The sequence below is a fragment of the Salipaludibacillus sp. CF4.18 genome, from assembly GCF_051262595.1.
GTDB lineage: Bacteria > Bacillota > Bacilli > Bacillales > Salisediminibacteriaceae > Salipaludibacillus > Salipaludibacillus neizhouensis.
Genome location: NZ_JBIMEV010000012.1, coordinates 67,833 through 83,480, shown reverse-complemented (window position 1 = coordinate 83,480; position 15,648 = coordinate 67,833). Strand labels below are relative to the sequence as shown.

Below are 15,648 nucleotides of genomic sequence, written 5' to 3'. Positions count from 1 at the left end.
TCCTATTCTAGTACTCCGCTAAATCCCGCATAGCTTTTTCCACTTTCTCAGGATTAATCATAAAGTTTTTCTCCAATGGAGGTGCGTAGGCCATTGCAGGAATATCTGCTCCCGCTAATCTTTTTATTGGTGCATCTAATTCAAATAAACAATTCTCAGCAATAATAGCTGCTACTTCACTAATAATGCTTCCCTCTTTGTTATCTTCCGTGATCAAAAGAACTTTACCTGTCTTTTTAGCTGCATTTATAATAGCTTCTTGATCTAAGGGGTAAACTGTTCGAAGATCTAATACATGTGCTTCATATCCATCTTCAGCCAGACTTTCTGCTGCTTGCAATGCAAAATGAACACAAAGACCGTAAGTAATAACTGTGATGTCTTCTCCTTCACGTTTTATATCAGCTTTCCCGATTGGCAGCGTGTAATCCTCGTCTGGTACTTCTCCTTTTATTAATCGGTACGCTCGTTTATGCTCCAAAAATAAGATTGGATCGTCTGAACGAATAGAAGCTTTTAATAAACCCTTCGCGTCATAAGGAGTCGAAGGCATAACTATTTTCAAACCAGGGACATTTGCAAACATCGCTTCAATCGATTGTGAATGATATAGTGCACCATGAACACCACCACCGTAAGGAGCACGGAAAGTAATCGGACACGTCCAATCATTGTTTGACCGATAACGAATCTTCGCTGCTTCTGAAACAATTTGGTTCACTGCGGGCATAATAAAATCTGCAAATTGCATTTCTGCAATAGGACGCAATCCATACATGGCTGCACCAATTGCAACTCCGGCAATTGCTGATTCGGCTAAAGGCGTATCCATCACACGGCTTTCTCCGAACTGATCATAGAGTCCAGCTGTTGCCCTGAAGACTCCCCCGTGTTTTCCAATATCTTCTCCAAGCACAAAGACATTTTCATCTCGTTCCATTTCTTCTTTCATTGCTCTAGTTATTGATTCGATATACGATATTACTGGCATATATAATCACTCCTCTCCGTAAACGTGGTTCATCATCGATTCAGGTTCAGCATAAGGCGCCTTTTCTGCATAATCCGTTGCCTCGTCGATTTCACTACGAAATTTAGCACGAATCGCTTCTTCTTTCTCTTTTGTTAATAAGCCAATTTCAGTTAAATATGCTCCAAAAGTGTGAATCGAATCTTGTTCTTTTGCTGTATCTACTTCTGTTTTTTCACGGTACTTACTATCATCATCATCACTCGAGTGCGGTGTTAAACGGTATGTAACCGTCTCAATAAGCGAAGGCCCTTCACCCTTTACAGCCCGTTCTCTTGCTTTGAAAATCGCTTCATAGACGGCGATAGGATCATTCCCGTCTACTGATTCTCCATGGATACCATATCCTGCTGCGCGATCAGAAACTTTATCAATGTTCAGCTGTTTATCTAGCGGAACTGAGATAGCATATTTATTATTCTCGCACATAAAAATAACCGGAAGATCGTGCACACTGGCAAAATTAATGCCTTCATGAAAATCTCCTTGATTTGAAGAACCTTCTCCGAATGTGGTAAAAGCGACGAAATCTTCTTTTTTCATTTTAGCGGCCAGTCCAAATCCAACTGCATGCGGGACTTGTGTCGTTACAGGGGATGATCCAGTTACAATCCGATTTTTCCTTTGACCAAAATGTCCAGGCATTTGTCGACCTCCTGAATTAGGGTCCTCTGCTCTCGCAAAGTTGGAAAGCATCAAGTCTTTTGCAGTCATTCCAAAATGAAGAACGATCCCCATGTCACGGTAATATGGCAATATATAGTCTTTCGTTTTATCTAATGCCATTGCGGCTCCGACTTGCGCCGCCTCCTGCCCTTGGCAAGATATAACAAAGGGAATTTTCCCTGCGCGGTTTAATAACCACATTCGTTCATCGATCATTCGTGCTAAAAGCATCGTTTCATACATTTTCAAAACTTCTTCATCCGTTAATCCAGCTTTATGGTGTTGAAGTTCACTCATAAGAACTACCTCCCCTTGTTTTTAAAAGTTATCTATTTTTTTGTCGTCTGTTTACATGAGAATCCATTACGCATTCCAATTGTTTTCAACCGTGTATTTCTTTTCCGTCTACCGCCAGCGCAGCTTCTCCCATAATCTCTGATAAACTAGGATGGGGATGAATAGTTGAAGCCACTTCCCAGTGCGTGGCATCCAGGACTTTTGCTAATGCAGCTTCTGAAATCAGATCAGTCACATGCGCACCTATCATATGAACCCCGAGTAAATCCTCTGTTTTAGAATCAGATACAAATTTTACAAAACCTGAGCTATCCCCATTAACAAGCGCCTTGCCAATTGATTTAAACAGGAACTTACCGGTCTTTACTTCAAAGCCACGTTCTATTGCAGTCCGCTCCGTTAACCCGATACTTGCTACTTCTGGAGATGAGTATGTACATTTTGCAACGAACTCTTCTATGACAGGGTGTGCTTCTTCTCCAGCCATGTGTTCAATAGCAGCGATACCTTCATGTGAAGCTACATGAGCTAGTTGTAGTCCACCAATCACGTCACCAATTGCGTATATGTGAGATTCTTTCGTTTGGTATTTTTTATTCACTGCGATGACATCATTTTTCACTTGGATGTCTGTATTCTCTAGACCAATATCCTTTATGTTAGCAGAACGTCCAACAGAGACCAAAGCTTTCTCGGCTTTGACAGTTTTCTTTTTTCCATCGTGTTCGAAAGTTACAAGGACTTGTCCATCTGTTATCGTTACTTCTTCAGATAACACCTTCGCAGCGGTTAAGACGTTGACTCCCTTTTTCTTTAATGCTCGCTCCATCTCTTGAGATATGTCTTCATCTTCTAATGGAAGAATGCGGTCAACATATTCAAGTACCGTAACTTCTACGCCGAAGTCTGCAAACATCGAAGCCCACTCTACTCCAATAACCCCTCCGCCAATGATCGTAATTGTCTCTGGCAGCTTTTCTAAACGAAGAGCACCTTCTGAAGAAAGTATATGTTCTTCATCCATCGTCAAACCTGGAAGTGACTTTGGATGACTTCCGGTTGCAATCAACACATTTTTTGGAATGAGCATGTCATTCTCAGAACCACTATTATTTTCAACTGAAATTGTTCCTGCTGAAGGTGAAAATATTGATGGCCCTAAGATCCTGCCGAATCCTTCAAAAATATCGATTTTACCTTTTTTCATAAGATATTGAACACCTTTATATAGTTGTTCAACAACTGCGGCTTTTCTTTCTTGCACCTTTAAAAAATTCAACGAAGTATTTTCTGTCATAACACCGAACTCTTCTGCATTCTGGACAGTTTTAAATACTTCAGCACTTCGTAATAAAGCTTTACTTGGGATACACCCTTGATGTAAACATGTACCACCGAGTTTTTCTTTTTCTACTACCGCTACCTTCAAACCAAGCTGACTAGCACGTATAGCAGCAACATAACCACCTGTACCAGCTCCTAATATGACCAGATCATATTCTTTAGTCATGATAAACCCCCATTCTTTATTTTGACAAGATAAAAGAATAGTATTGATAAAATATTATATTAACCGAAGTGCAGAGAGATACTAAAAATTCTTATGACCCCTTACACATTCGGTCTTATGATCAATAGAATTCAAAAAAAGATTTGTATTCACTGATTTTACCAATAAATATGATGTTTATACAATGGAATAATCTTTTGTTTCTTCAATTCCTCGTAAAACTCTTAACATACCTGGGATTAAAGCCTGCATTTCATTCTCACCTGGTTTTACAATTACCTTGATAACCATTCTACACGAGAGATGATTTTATAGACAAATTCTTTTCCATAGGCTGTACTAATCCGCCTAAATTCAATGCATCTGTCCCGAAAATTCGTCTCTAAGATCCTTTAACATTAAAGCATTTACTTTGTATGTACCAACTGGAATTGGACGGAGTAGACCACCCCGCCTTCCATTATCTATCCTCTTCCACGACTAAGCACATTCATTTCATTAGATAAGAATTGTCTTCTCGATTTCCTCATTGTTTCAATTCTTTCTTCAGCCATTCGGTTGGCTGCCACGTATGAAGGAATACGGTCACGTTTGGAAATCTCAAATATTTTAGAAATACTATCATAAATTGTTTCAACCTTTTTCATCGCTCTGTCACGATTGTATCCGATTAATTCATCCGCTACGTTTATTACCCCACCCGAATTAATGACATAATCAGGAGCGTAGACAATCCCGTTTGCTTGAATAATATCCCCATGACGATTTTCTTTCAATTGATTATTGGCAGCTCCAGCAATTACTTTCGCTTTTAGTTGAGGAATCGTTTTATCGTTAATCGTTGCCCCTAATGCACAAGGAGAATAAACATCACAATCTACTGAATAAATATCATTAATATCAACTGCTTCGGCACCAAATTCTTCAACTACTCGGTTTACAGCTGCCTTGTTGATATCTGTGACAATAAGCTTTGCTCCTTCTTCATGAAGATGTTTACAAAGATTATAAGCCACATTTCCTACACCTTGTACAGCAACCGTTTTCCCTTCTAATGAATCATCCCCAAATGCCTCCTTAACAGCTGCTTTCATCCCCACGTAAACGCCATATGCAGTCACAGGTGAAGGATTACCAGAAGACCCAAACGCCGGTGAAATACCTGTTACATAATCCGTTTCCTGATATACAAGATCCATATCTTCCACAGTAGTACCGACATCTTCTGCCGTAATGTAACGTCCGTTTAGACCTTGTATAAATCTTCCGAAAGCTCGAAACATCGCTTCATTCTTATCTGTTCTTGGATCACCGATAATTACGGCCTTCCCTCCACCCAAATTAAGTCCTGCCGCCGCATTTTTGTACGTCATCCCCTTTGATAATCGTAAGGCATCTTCAAAGGCAGCTTCTTCAGAATCGTATGTCCACATTCTAGTTCCACCTAAAGCAGGACCTAACGTTGTATCATGAATAGATATAATTGCTTTTAGTCCCGACTCTTTATCTTGACATACGACAACCTGCTCGTAATCATACGATTCCATATACTTAAATAATTCCATTTTATTTTCCCCCTACTAGTATTTTTTGAACTTTTAACAGGATGATGTAAAAATCATTCGCTTTCAAAGCTTTTCTGCAGCATCTATCATTATCATTACCTGTCCGGGTCAATAAAGACGCTTTGCGTTTTATTAAGAATCCACACTTAGCTTTAATGCAATTATTATGCCAACTCTGATTCTGAAGAGAATCGTTCACATAATCTTAAATTCTTCAAAAAAGTTGTGCAAAAAATTGCATTGTCTGCAATAAATTGCACGCAAATTATTGCCTATTTGATTCCATATTTATCAAGTTTATAATAAAGATTTCTAATTGAAATACTTAACATTTTTGCAGTATTTGTTTTATTTCCACTGTTATGATTTAAAGCATTTAATAAAATCTTTTCTTCCTGCTTGTCCATCATGTCTTGCAATGTTTGTTTTTCTTGAAATTCAATATTCACTGGTTCTTGTTGATGATTTGGTTGTATTTCTTCTTTGAACAAAATGGGTAGATGAGCCTCTGTAATGTTTAGCTCGGTGTAGCCCATGTGGATGATTGCCCTACCTAAAATATTTTCTAATTCTCTTATATTACCCGGCCATTCATATTGCATTAGCTTTTCTAACGCTTCCATTGTCATTCCAACTATATTTCTACCGTAATCCTGGTTTAACTTGGAAATTAAATACAAGGATAATTTATATAAATCATTCTTCCGTTCACGTAAGGAGGGAATAAAAATAGGCATTCTATTTAAACGGTAAAATAAATCTGCTCTAAAAGTTTGGTTTATCATCTTCATTTCTATATTTACATTGGTGGCCGCAATAATTCGGACATCAATTGGAATAGGTGTTGTACCACCAACTCGAACAATTTCTTGCTCTTGTAATACACGAAGAAGTTTTGCTTGCATATTAGCAGAAACCTCCCCTATTTCATCAAGAAAGATACTTCCTTGATCCGCCTCTTGAAATAATCCTTTCTTGCCTCCGCGCTTTGCTCCCGAAAATGCCCCGTCTTCATAGCCAAATAATTCACTCTCTAGCAGAGTCTCAGAGATAGCAGCACAATTTACTCGAATAAACTTATTATACTTTCGATTACTTTCATTATGTATCGCATGGGCAAATAACTCTTTACCGGTGCCACTTTCCCCCCTAAGAAGAATAGTAGCAGGTGTTATTGCAGCTAGTTTCGCTTGTTCGATTGCAAATTGAAGTTCAGCAGAATCACCAATAATATCTTTAAAAGTATATTTTGCTTCTAATGTTCGAATAATCCGTTTTGCTTTTTCCAATTTATATGTCAATTCCTGCATTTCAGACATATCATGAATGACTGCTACACTTCCTTTTAATTGATTGTCGACGATAACAGGCGCAACATTTACGATGACATCTTTTCGAAGGGGACCCACTTTCATTTTTGTTCCTCGGATTGCCTCTGTGCGCTTAAGAACTTTCATATGCACACTTTCACCTTCAGAAATATCAGTACTTGCTGGCATCCCTACTACTTGATCCTTGGTTAAACCGGTAATTCTAGTGTAGGCTGGATTAATCATTACCCCTTTACCGCTCTCATCTACCACCGAAATAGCATCATTTGAAGAATGAATAATTGCTTCCAGCATCGTTTGAATACTTTTAAGACTAGTTACTTCTTCCGCCATTTTTTCAATTTCTGTAATATCTTTAAATACCGCCAATGCACCAATTAATTCCTTTCCATTAAACATCGGTACTCTTGTTGTAACAATTGTAAGGTCCTTGGAAATTATCTGTTTGCGGTTCGTTTCTATTTTCTTTGTTTTCAATACTCTCGGTAGCTCGCTAGAACGAAGAATGTTATTAATTTTCACCCCTAATACTTGTTCCTCGCTAAATCCCGTTATTTCTTCTGCTCGTTTATTTAATAATGTGAATTTTTCCTCTATATCTATCGCGATCATTCCATCATGGGTTGACTGCAAAATACTATTTATTTTTTCGTTATGAGTTTTAACTTCTTTAATCAATCCTTCTTTTTCTTCTAATAAATAAAATAGTATCGATGCTATTGAACTTGGAATAACAGTCACAGGTTCATCTTTTACATACTTTTGTATCTCTTCCAATAATTCATAATCACCTGTCGCTTCTATCACCACATCAATAGAAGCAAGTTTTTCCAACGCCACTTTCCATTTTGCAAATAGAGGAATCCCTGCGCTTTCACACTTATATTCACCTTGATAAACAGGATTTTTGTCAACGACACCAATAACCTGTAATTGATTGGTTTTAGCTAAAACTTCTAGAAGAGCAGTCCCTTCCTTACCAACACCAATGATAACAACTTTTTTCATATATATTCAGCTCCTTAAATTATTTCTTTCTGATTAAGGTATGCAATTTTTTTCATTATCCCCCACTACTATACACCAATTTATTCTTTTAAAATATTTACTCAAGAGTTTGCCTAGAAGGAGATAATCAGATAAAATAGATTAGTAAGTGTCTATTAGGAAGGATTGGAACCATGACTATTCAACGATTTATCGCTCTTGTTATTTTACTAATTCCCATTTTCATTGCCGGGTATGGCATTAAATTAATGAGAGATACATTATTTCAAATATTAAACTGGCCATATGGAACACACTACTTACAATTTTTTGTTGGCATTATTGCTTTAGTTGTCGGAGTCTGGTTCATTGGAGGATTTATTCTTCATCGGGACAGAAAAAATAATAAAGTAGCACCGCGCTTTCAAAAAAAAGCGTAAAAAAAAAGAGCCACTCGGCTCTTTTTTTAATGTTTTTTAAGCTATTGAAAAAGTGCTAAAACACTATACAATCATCCTAGTTTGCATGCGTACTTATATTATGTTCAATACGTAACTTGTCAGCAACCATTGCGATAAATTCTGAATTAGTTGGTTTTGCTTTTGATACACTTACAGTGTAACCAAACATTTTAGATATAGAATCAATATTACCGCGACTCCAAGCTACTTCAATCGCATGACGAATAGCCCTTTCCACTCTACTGGCAGTAGTGTTAAAATGTTTCGCTATCTCTGGGTAGAGTACTTTAGTAATCGAACCGAGCAATTCAATATCTTTATACACCATCGTAATGGCCTCTCTTAAGTACATATAACCCTTGATATGTGCTGGTACACCGATTTCATGGATAATACTTGTTATACTCGCGTCTAAATTCATCGGTTTATTTTCCCTTTTATATTCATTAACCATAGAATTTCTTGTGTAAGGTGTTCCCTGACCGGACACATCTCTAATTTTATTCATCAATGTATCCATATCAAAAGGCTTTAATACGTAGTAAGCCGCTCCCAATTCCACCGCCTTTTTCGTTACATCTTCTTGTCCAAAAGCAGTTAACATAATAATATTTGGGCGCTTCTCAAGTTGACGATCATTCAGTTTTTCCAATACAGCAAGTCCATCTAAATGTGGCATTATAATATCAAGGATTAGTACATCCGGCTGAGCCTCTTCAACTAATTCCAAACATTCTTGACCATTGTATGCAGTCCCCACCACATCCATATCTTCTTGAGACTGTATGAAATCCTCAAGTAAATTCACCAGTTCACGATTATCATCTGCAACGCACACTTTCACTTTTTCCAAAATTATTTCCTCCTCGATCTTAATTTGTAATGGATGTTTTATATCTTCCTCTTTGACATATTCGACAGAGCTTTAACGATCCCTTTAATTTTTTTCGATTTTTTTGCTTAAATCTTACGTATTCTCTTGTTTAATCATTAATGCTACCTTATTCGACTTCATTCGATTTTAAAAGTGTGATTTCTTACCGTTTGTCGAATAATCTTTATTTTGATTATACCAAAAAAAAGCAGACAATGTCGGACCTCGGATTCGATCCTCTTCGTTCGACGAAAACAACAATTTCTAAATAACCAATAATTTTATAAATTATCTTGTAAGAAAAACGGCATAGCCGTCTTTTAAATACAGCAAAAAAGAGCACTGAAAAAGTTCAAAACAACCTTTTTCAGTGCCCTTTCACTCCATCTATCCAGCTTTCGTTTAACTTGCTTCCTTCAACTCCGATTTATTATCAAGTGATATATCTGCATCCCGAAGCATCCATTCAATATGGCAACCGTAACCTGACGATGGATCGTTCACAAAAACATGTGTGACCGCTCCTATTATTCGATCGTTTTGAATAATTGGACTTCCGCTCATACCTTGAACAATGCCACCTGTCTTATTCAAGAGATCCTCATCCGTAACTTTAATGACCATTCCTTTTGTAGCAGGACCCTTTTGTGGAGTGCTACTGACTATTTCAATATCAAATCTTTGTACTTCTTCCCCATCAACTACGGTTAAAATCTCTGCCGGACCTTCTTTTACTTGCTGAGCAAGCCCAACTTCCATTGGTTCCATATTTTGATTACTTCTAATATCCCCATGAAGCTTGCCAAATATTCCAAAATCCGTGTTATTGGTAATATTGCCTAATATATGTGAGTCCTTTGAAAACCTAGCTAGTTTTTCTCCCGGTTCACCTGTAAGTCCTTTTTCTATAGAGGTCACATCCGAATAAATAATCTCTCCGTCCGAGACTTCAATTGGTTCTTTCGTTTCCATATCCGAAATGACATGACCTAAAGCACCATATTTTTTCGATTTTGGTTCGTAAAATGTTAGCGTTCCTACACCTGCAGCAGAATCCCGTATATAGAGACCTAATTGATAATTTTCATCATCGTCTCTTTTTATAGGTTTCAGTTTTTTTTCTATCGTTTTTCCATCACGCTTAATTTCAAATAAAATTGTTTCATTATTTTCACCAGCTTTTTGGACTAATGGTTGAATCTCTTTTATTTCCGATATATTTAATCCATCCATTTTTAAAATTGCATCTCCCACTTGTATTCCAGATTCTTCTCCTGGAGATTTCTTTCCTGCATTTGTATCCAAAATATGATGACCTACTACTAATACTCCATTTGTTTGAACACGAACTCCGATTGACTGCCCACTAGGAATTACTTTTAGTTCAGGATGGACTGTAACATCAACTGAGCGGAAGGGTATTCCATTAGCGCCCAGGACCAACTCACTTTTTGATGCCGACTTCCCAGTCAATAATTGCGATGAAGCTGCTTCTGTTTCAATGGAATCATTGTCCATTTTCAATACGGAGACTGATGAAGGAACTTCGAAAGACTGTCCCTCAAAAACAGCGACCTCGTCTGGTATTTGGACATAGTTCTGTATAGGTGGATAAAATGCAGCAGAGAATAGTATTGCAAGGAGAAGTATCCCCACTGTCTTTCGTATGATGCGATAACTCACTTTTTCACTCTCCTCGTTTGAAACCTTCCACCTCCACCATGGCTGTAATACTAATTTTGCCTTGAACGGTCACATTTATAACCTGAGAACAATAAAAAAACTAACCTCATTTGGTTAGTTTTATCATCCTACACCGCTCTAGTGTTATACATAGACGAACTTAAAAATTATTTCATATTTTGGGCTTGACTTAACAATTCCTTTGCATGTTGTCTCGTCAAATCAGTAATTTCTACTCCTGAGATCATTCTTGAAATTTCCTCCGTCTGTTCTCTATAAGCTAATGCATCTACATTCGTGCTCGTTCGGCCCTTTTTTTCATCTTTAGAGATGAATAAATGAGTATCGGCCATTGCCGCTACTTGAGGCAAATGCGTAATGCACAGTACCTGAGATCCTTGGGAAATCGTATATATTTTCTCTGCAATCGCTTGGGCAACCCGACCACTAACTCCTGAATCAACCTCATCAAATATAAGTGACGTTACTCCTTCATGTCTTGCTAATATTGATTTTAAAGCAAGAATCATCCTAGATATTTCTCCACCTGATGCAACTTTTGCTAGTGACTTCAATGGTTCACCCTTATTGGTCGCCACCATAAAAGAAACGTGATCCATACCGGTCCGGTGAAAAGGTGAAGACTTTATTAAATTTTGAGCGGTCATATCTGGTACTGTTTTATTCGAAAAATCAACTTCGAATACCGTATCTTTCATATATAAATCCTCTAGCTGTTTCTGGATTGCAGCTTTAAGTTTTTTTGACTCAGACTTTCTTATTTCGGTTAAATGATTTCCCTCAACCACCAAATCTTCCGCAAAAGCCACTAATTCTTCTTCCCACTGCACGACCCGCTGTTCGCGATTAGTCAGGGTATCTATTTCACCTTCTAAATTAGCTGCAAATTCCAGGATGTCATCTACAGATTCTCCATACTTACGTTTTAATTGATTAATCTCACTCAAGCGTGCTTCAATTTCATTCAAACGATTAGGGTCAAATGCAATATCCTCATAATAGTCCCTTAAAGAAAATGAAGCCTCTTCTAACAAATAATAAGAGTTAGCGATCGATTCATGAAGATTATGTAATTCTGGATCAAGCGTGGCGGCCTCTTCCATTTGATTCATAGCTGCCATTACCCACTCTAATCCCTTTCCATCCCCGTAAAGCGACTCATAGGTACCGTGAACTGTTCTGTAAAGGTCTTCACTATTATCTAAGCGGTGCTTTTCCTCTAATAATTCCTTATCTTCGTTTGGTATTAACTCTGCTTCATTTATTTCTTTAAACTGATACTGTATTAGATCCAATCTTTGTGCCATTTTTTGTTCATTATCGCTTAATTGTAAAAGTTGTTCTCGCTTCTTGGTGAATTGTCGAAATAACTTATCATATTCTATCCTTGTTTTATGAAGCGAAGTTTCTGCAAATCTGTCTAGAAATAATAAGTGTTTGTCAGTCTGAAGTAACTTTTGATGTTCGTGCTGTCCGTGGATATCCACTAATGATTGGCCAACTTCTCTTAACACAGCTAATGTAATTAGTTTCCCGTTAGCCCGGCATATACTTTTCCCCTGTTTCGTAATTTCCCTTCGTAAAACCATTGTTTCCTCTTCATCAACTGCTATTCCCAGTTCTTCAAAAAAGACTAACAAATCATGATTTGATGATTTTTCTATCGAAAACAAGCCTTCTATTTCAGCTCTTTTTGAACCATGCCTCACAAAATCTACAGAACCCCGTCCTCCAATAAGTAATCCAATTGCATCAATGATAATTGATTTTCCTGCACCAGTTTCTCCTGTTAAAACGGTTAAACCTTCTTCAAAAGAAATTGTCGTTTCCTCAATAATTGCAAAATTTCGAATGGATAGTTCCATTAACAAAATTTTCCACCTCCACAACTTTCATTAAACGCTTAAAGCATTCCTAAAAAACGTTCTGTGATTGGTCCTGCATCTTCTTCTGTGCGACAGATTATAAGGATCGTATCGTCTCCACAAATATTACCCATTACTTCATGCCAATCTAAATTATCAATTAAAACAGCAACAGCATTGGCGTTGCCCGGTAATGTCTTTAACACGATCATATTTTTTGTAGAATCAATGGATACAAAGCTATCCATCAGGGCACGTTTTAATTTTTGCAACGGATTGAATCTTTGATCTGATGGCAAGCTATATTTATATCTTCCATCCATCATTGGAACTTTCACTAAATGCAATTCTTTAATATCACGACTAACGGTTGCTTGTGTAACATTAAAACCTGACGTACGAAGTTGCGTCACTAAATCGTCTTGAGTTTCTATTTCCTGGTTCGCTATAATATCTCTTATCTTAATATGTCTTTGTCCCTTGTTCACTTATACTCCTCCAATACCGTTCTTTTCTTTCATTCATTATAAACGATTACTTATATTTATACAATAAATGAATAAACATTAGAATTTTGGAGAAGAACATATGAAATAATCGTTTTTATTCTCACCTAATAAAAAAAAACAGATTAACTTACATCTGTTTCTAATCTTTTATTGGAGTGTGAGCAGCCTTTACTACCTCATCCGCCTCATCTGACGAAAAAGGTATATTTCGTTTCTCACCTAATGTTAAATGCATGAGAAATTCAATATTTCCTTCTCCTCCTTTTATAGGTGAGGGTGCAAGTCCGCTTACTACAAACCCTAACTGCTCTGCAAAGTCGACCATTTCTTGAACTACTTTCAGATGAATTTTTCTATCTCTAATAATCCCTTTTTTACCGACATCATCTCTTCCAGCTTCAAACTGAGGTTTAATTAATACAGAAATATGACCATCTTCTGTAATGATTGTTTTCAGAACCGGCAGAATTAACTTGATTGAAATAAAAGAGACATCAATCGTAGCAAAATTTGGCTTCCCCTTTGTAAAATTTTCTTTCGTCGCGTAACGGAAATTTGTCCGTTCCATGACTTCCACCCTGCTGTCTTCTCGAAGTTTCCATGCAAGCTGATTGTAACCTACATCGAGCGCATATACGAGACGTGCACCTTCTTGTAAAGAACAATCCGTAAAGCCGCCAGTGGAAGCTCCAATATCCAACACAATCTTATCCTGAAGATCCAATTCAAATACTTCAATGGCTTTCTTGAGCTTTAATCCACCCCGGCTTACATATGGAATCGCGTGACCTTTCAACTTAAGCTCAGCATCAACTGCAACTTTAGCACCTGGCTTATCTATGCGTTCCCCATTAGCTAGAACAAGTCCGGCCATAACATTTCGTTTTGCTTTTTCTCTTGTTTCCACAAGTCCATTTTCTACTAATAATACATCAATTCGTTCTTTCTTCATCTGTTATGCCCGTTGCCTCTTTCTTGGTAAAATCTGTTGAACAGTAGCCGCAACGTTTGATGCCGTTAACCCTATTTCCTCTAATAATTCTGGAACACTCCCATGTTCAATATAACGATCAGGAATTCCCATTCTTTCAACTACCATCGTATGGTAATGGTTCTCATGATAATGTTCCAGCACTGCACTGCCAAAACCTCCTAATAACGCTGTTTCTTCCAACGTCAGTATAGGACGATTATTATCAGCTAACTCTTTTAGCTTCTCTGCATCGAGTGGTTTAATGGAACGCGCATTGACAACCTCTACATTAATTCCTAATTTCGTCAGAATTTCTGAGGCTTCCATCGCAACAGGAATCATTGTTCCGAAGGCTAAAATGGATAAATCTGTTCCTTCTTTTAGATTTTCCCACTTCCCTATCGGAAGAACCTTTAACTCTTTATCCATATGAACGCCGAATCCACCGCCACGAGGGTACCTTACTGCGATAGGCCCACCGTCATACTGTGTTGCTGTATAAATCATATGTTGCATTTCATTTTCATCTTTTGGACTTAAAATTTTCATGTTTGGCAAATGCCGTAAATACGAGATATCGAACACACCTTGGTGTGTTTCCCCGTCCGCACCGACCAAACCTGCTCTGTCTATCGCAAAAAAGACATTTAGATTTTGTCTGCATACGTCATGAACTAATTGATCATAAGCTCGCTGTAAAAACGTTGAATATACAGCAAACACCGGTTTCATCCCTTGTGTTGCAAGCCCGGCTGCCATTGTTGTTGCATGCTGTTCTGCTATCCCAACGTCAAACATACGGCCAGGGAATTCTTTAGCGAACTTGTCCAAACCGGTACCACCTGGCATCGCTGCAGTGATCGCGACAATTCTCTCATCATCTTTTGCAATACGTTTAAGGGTGTCTGTGAAAACTCCACTATAACTCGGAGGACCAGGTTTTTTAACTACTTCACCTGATTCTATTTTGTACGGCCCTAAACCGTGCCAAGTTCCTTTTGCATCATTTTCAGCAGGCGCATAGCCTTTACCCTTTTTCGTGATAACATGAACGAGAACAGGTCCCTTTGTTTTTCTAGCATAGGTAATATTTTTCTTTAAATCATCTAAATCATGACCATCAACTGGACCTAAGTAAGTAAACCCCATTTCCTCAAAAAACATTCCGGAAACAAGCAGATATTTTAAACTATCCTTTACTCTTTCAGCAGTTGCTGCAAGTCTTCCCCCAAAAGCTGGTATTTTTTTAATTAGCATTTCCAGCTCTTCTTTAGCTTTATTATATTTCCCCGCTGTTCTCATCCGACCTAACATCGAATGAAGAGCCCCAACGTTCGGCGCAATCGACATTTCATTGTCGTTTAAAATAACAACAACATCTGTTTGCTCATGACCAATATGATTAAGCGCTTCCAACGCCATTCCTCCGGTCAGTGCACCGTCTCCGATTACTGGTATGACTGTTTCATCAGTACCTTTAAGATCTCTAGCTAATGCCATACCCATGGCAGCAGAAAGAGAAGTCGAACTGTGTCCCGCTTCCCAAACATCGTGCTTGCTTTCAGAACTTTTAGGGAATCCACAAAGTCCTTTGTATTGTCTTAATGTATCAAATTGATCTGCTCGACCCGTTAGAATTTTATGAACATAAGCTTGGTGACCAACGTCCCATAGAAATTTATCTTTAGGACTATCAAATAATTGGTGCAGAACGATGGTAAGTTCCACTACTCCTAAATTAGGACCCAAATGTCCACCAGTAACAGATAAATTTTCTATTAAAAAATTTCTAATGTCTTCAGCAAGGTCTTCTAGATCTTCATTGCTGCATTCTCTTAAAAATGTAGGTTCTTTTATGCTTAGCAAATCCAAGAAA

Annotated in this window: 12 protein-coding genes and 1 pseudogene; 1 reads left to right on the top strand and 12 read right to left on the bottom strand. The window is 37.8% G+C overall.

All coding sequences use genetic code 11. From position 1 onward, the window contains the following. Positions 1-7: 7 nt before the first annotated feature. The 6 genes and pseudogenes from ACHABW_RS10370 to ACHABW_RS10345 form a co-directional block, all read right to left on the bottom strand. Positions 8-991: an alpha-ketoacid dehydrogenase subunit beta gene (locus ACHABW_RS10370; protein WP_110936572.1), complete on the bottom strand. Its 984-nt coding sequence runs from the start codon at positions 989-991 to the stop codon at positions 8-10. Between the two features lie 6 nt (positions 992-997). Continuing rightward, positions 998-1,993, bottom strand: a complete 996-nt coding sequence (locus tag ACHABW_RS10365; protein ID WP_435755232.1) for a thiamine pyrophosphate-dependent dehydrogenase E1 component subunit alpha — start codon at positions 1,991-1,993, stop codon at positions 998-1,000. 85 nt (positions 1,994-2,078) lie between these two features. Continuing rightward, positions 2,079-3,503, bottom strand: coding sequence for a dihydrolipoyl dehydrogenase (gene lpdA, locus ACHABW_RS10360; protein WP_435755231.1), 1,425 nt, complete (start codon positions 3,501-3,503; stop codon positions 2,079-2,081). Between the two features lie 177 nt (positions 3,504-3,680). Further along, positions 3,681-3,838 (bottom strand): annotated as a pseudogene (locus ACHABW_RS10355) (butyrate kinase); the annotation flags it as partial. A 129-nt stretch (positions 3,839-3,967) separates the two neighbouring features. Then, complete coding sequence (gene bcd / locus ACHABW_RS10350; protein WP_110936575.1) at positions 3,968-5,068, bottom strand: branched-chain amino acid dehydrogenase; 1,101 nt, start codon at positions 5,066-5,068, stop codon at positions 3,968-3,970. A gap of 272 nt (positions 5,069-5,340) precedes the next feature. Further along, positions 5,341-7,407: a sigma 54-interacting transcriptional regulator gene (locus ACHABW_RS10345; protein WP_435755230.1), complete on the bottom strand. Its 2,067-nt coding sequence runs from the start codon at positions 7,405-7,407 to the stop codon at positions 5,341-5,343. A gap of 179 nt (positions 7,408-7,586) precedes the next feature. On the opposite strand from ACHABW_RS10345, the gene ACHABW_RS10340 reads away from it, so the two are divergent. Further along, a complete protein-coding gene (locus tag ACHABW_RS10340) occupies positions 7,587-7,826 on the top strand; it encodes a DUF2627 domain-containing protein (protein ID WP_110937670.1) in 240 nt (79 codons plus the stop codon). Between the two features lie 76 nt (positions 7,827-7,902). On the opposite strand, the gene spo0A is transcribed toward ACHABW_RS10340, so the two are convergent. The 6 genes from spo0A to dxs form a co-directional block, all read right to left on the bottom strand. After that, a complete protein-coding gene (spo0A, locus tag ACHABW_RS10335; RefSeq protein WP_435755229.1) occupies positions 7,903-8,700 on the bottom strand; it encodes a sporulation transcription factor Spo0A in 798 nt (265 codons plus the stop codon). Positions 8,701-9,123: 423 nt separating this feature from the next. Then, a complete protein-coding gene (spoIVB, locus tag ACHABW_RS10330) occupies positions 9,124-10,404 on the bottom strand; it encodes a SpoIVB peptidase (protein ID WP_435755228.1) in 1,281 nt (426 codons plus the stop codon). A gap of 167 nt (positions 10,405-10,571) precedes the next feature. Next, positions 10,572-12,296, bottom strand: coding sequence for a DNA repair protein RecN (gene recN, locus ACHABW_RS10325; protein WP_435755227.1), 1,725 nt, complete (start codon positions 12,294-12,296; stop codon positions 10,572-10,574). A gap of 32 nt (positions 12,297-12,328) precedes the next feature. Beyond that, positions 12,329-12,778 carry a transcriptional regulator AhrC/ArgR gene (gene ahrC / locus ACHABW_RS10320; RefSeq protein WP_110936580.1) on the bottom strand — a complete coding sequence of 150 codons (450 nt, stop codon included), beginning with the start codon at positions 12,776-12,778 and terminating at the stop codon, positions 12,329-12,331. Positions 12,779-12,938: 160 nt separating this feature from the next. After that, positions 12,939-13,751: a TlyA family RNA methyltransferase gene (locus tag ACHABW_RS10315; RefSeq protein WP_435755226.1), complete on the bottom strand. Its 813-nt coding sequence runs from the start codon at positions 13,749-13,751 to the stop codon at positions 12,939-12,941. A 3-nt stretch (positions 13,752-13,754) separates the two neighbouring features. Then, positions 13,755-15,644 (bottom strand): 1-deoxy-D-xylulose-5-phosphate synthase, encoded by a 1,890-nt coding sequence (gene dxs, locus ACHABW_RS10310; protein ID WP_110936582.1) that lies wholly within the window; start codon positions 15,642-15,644, stop codon positions 13,755-13,757. Positions 15,645-15,648: the final 4 nt, after the last annotated feature.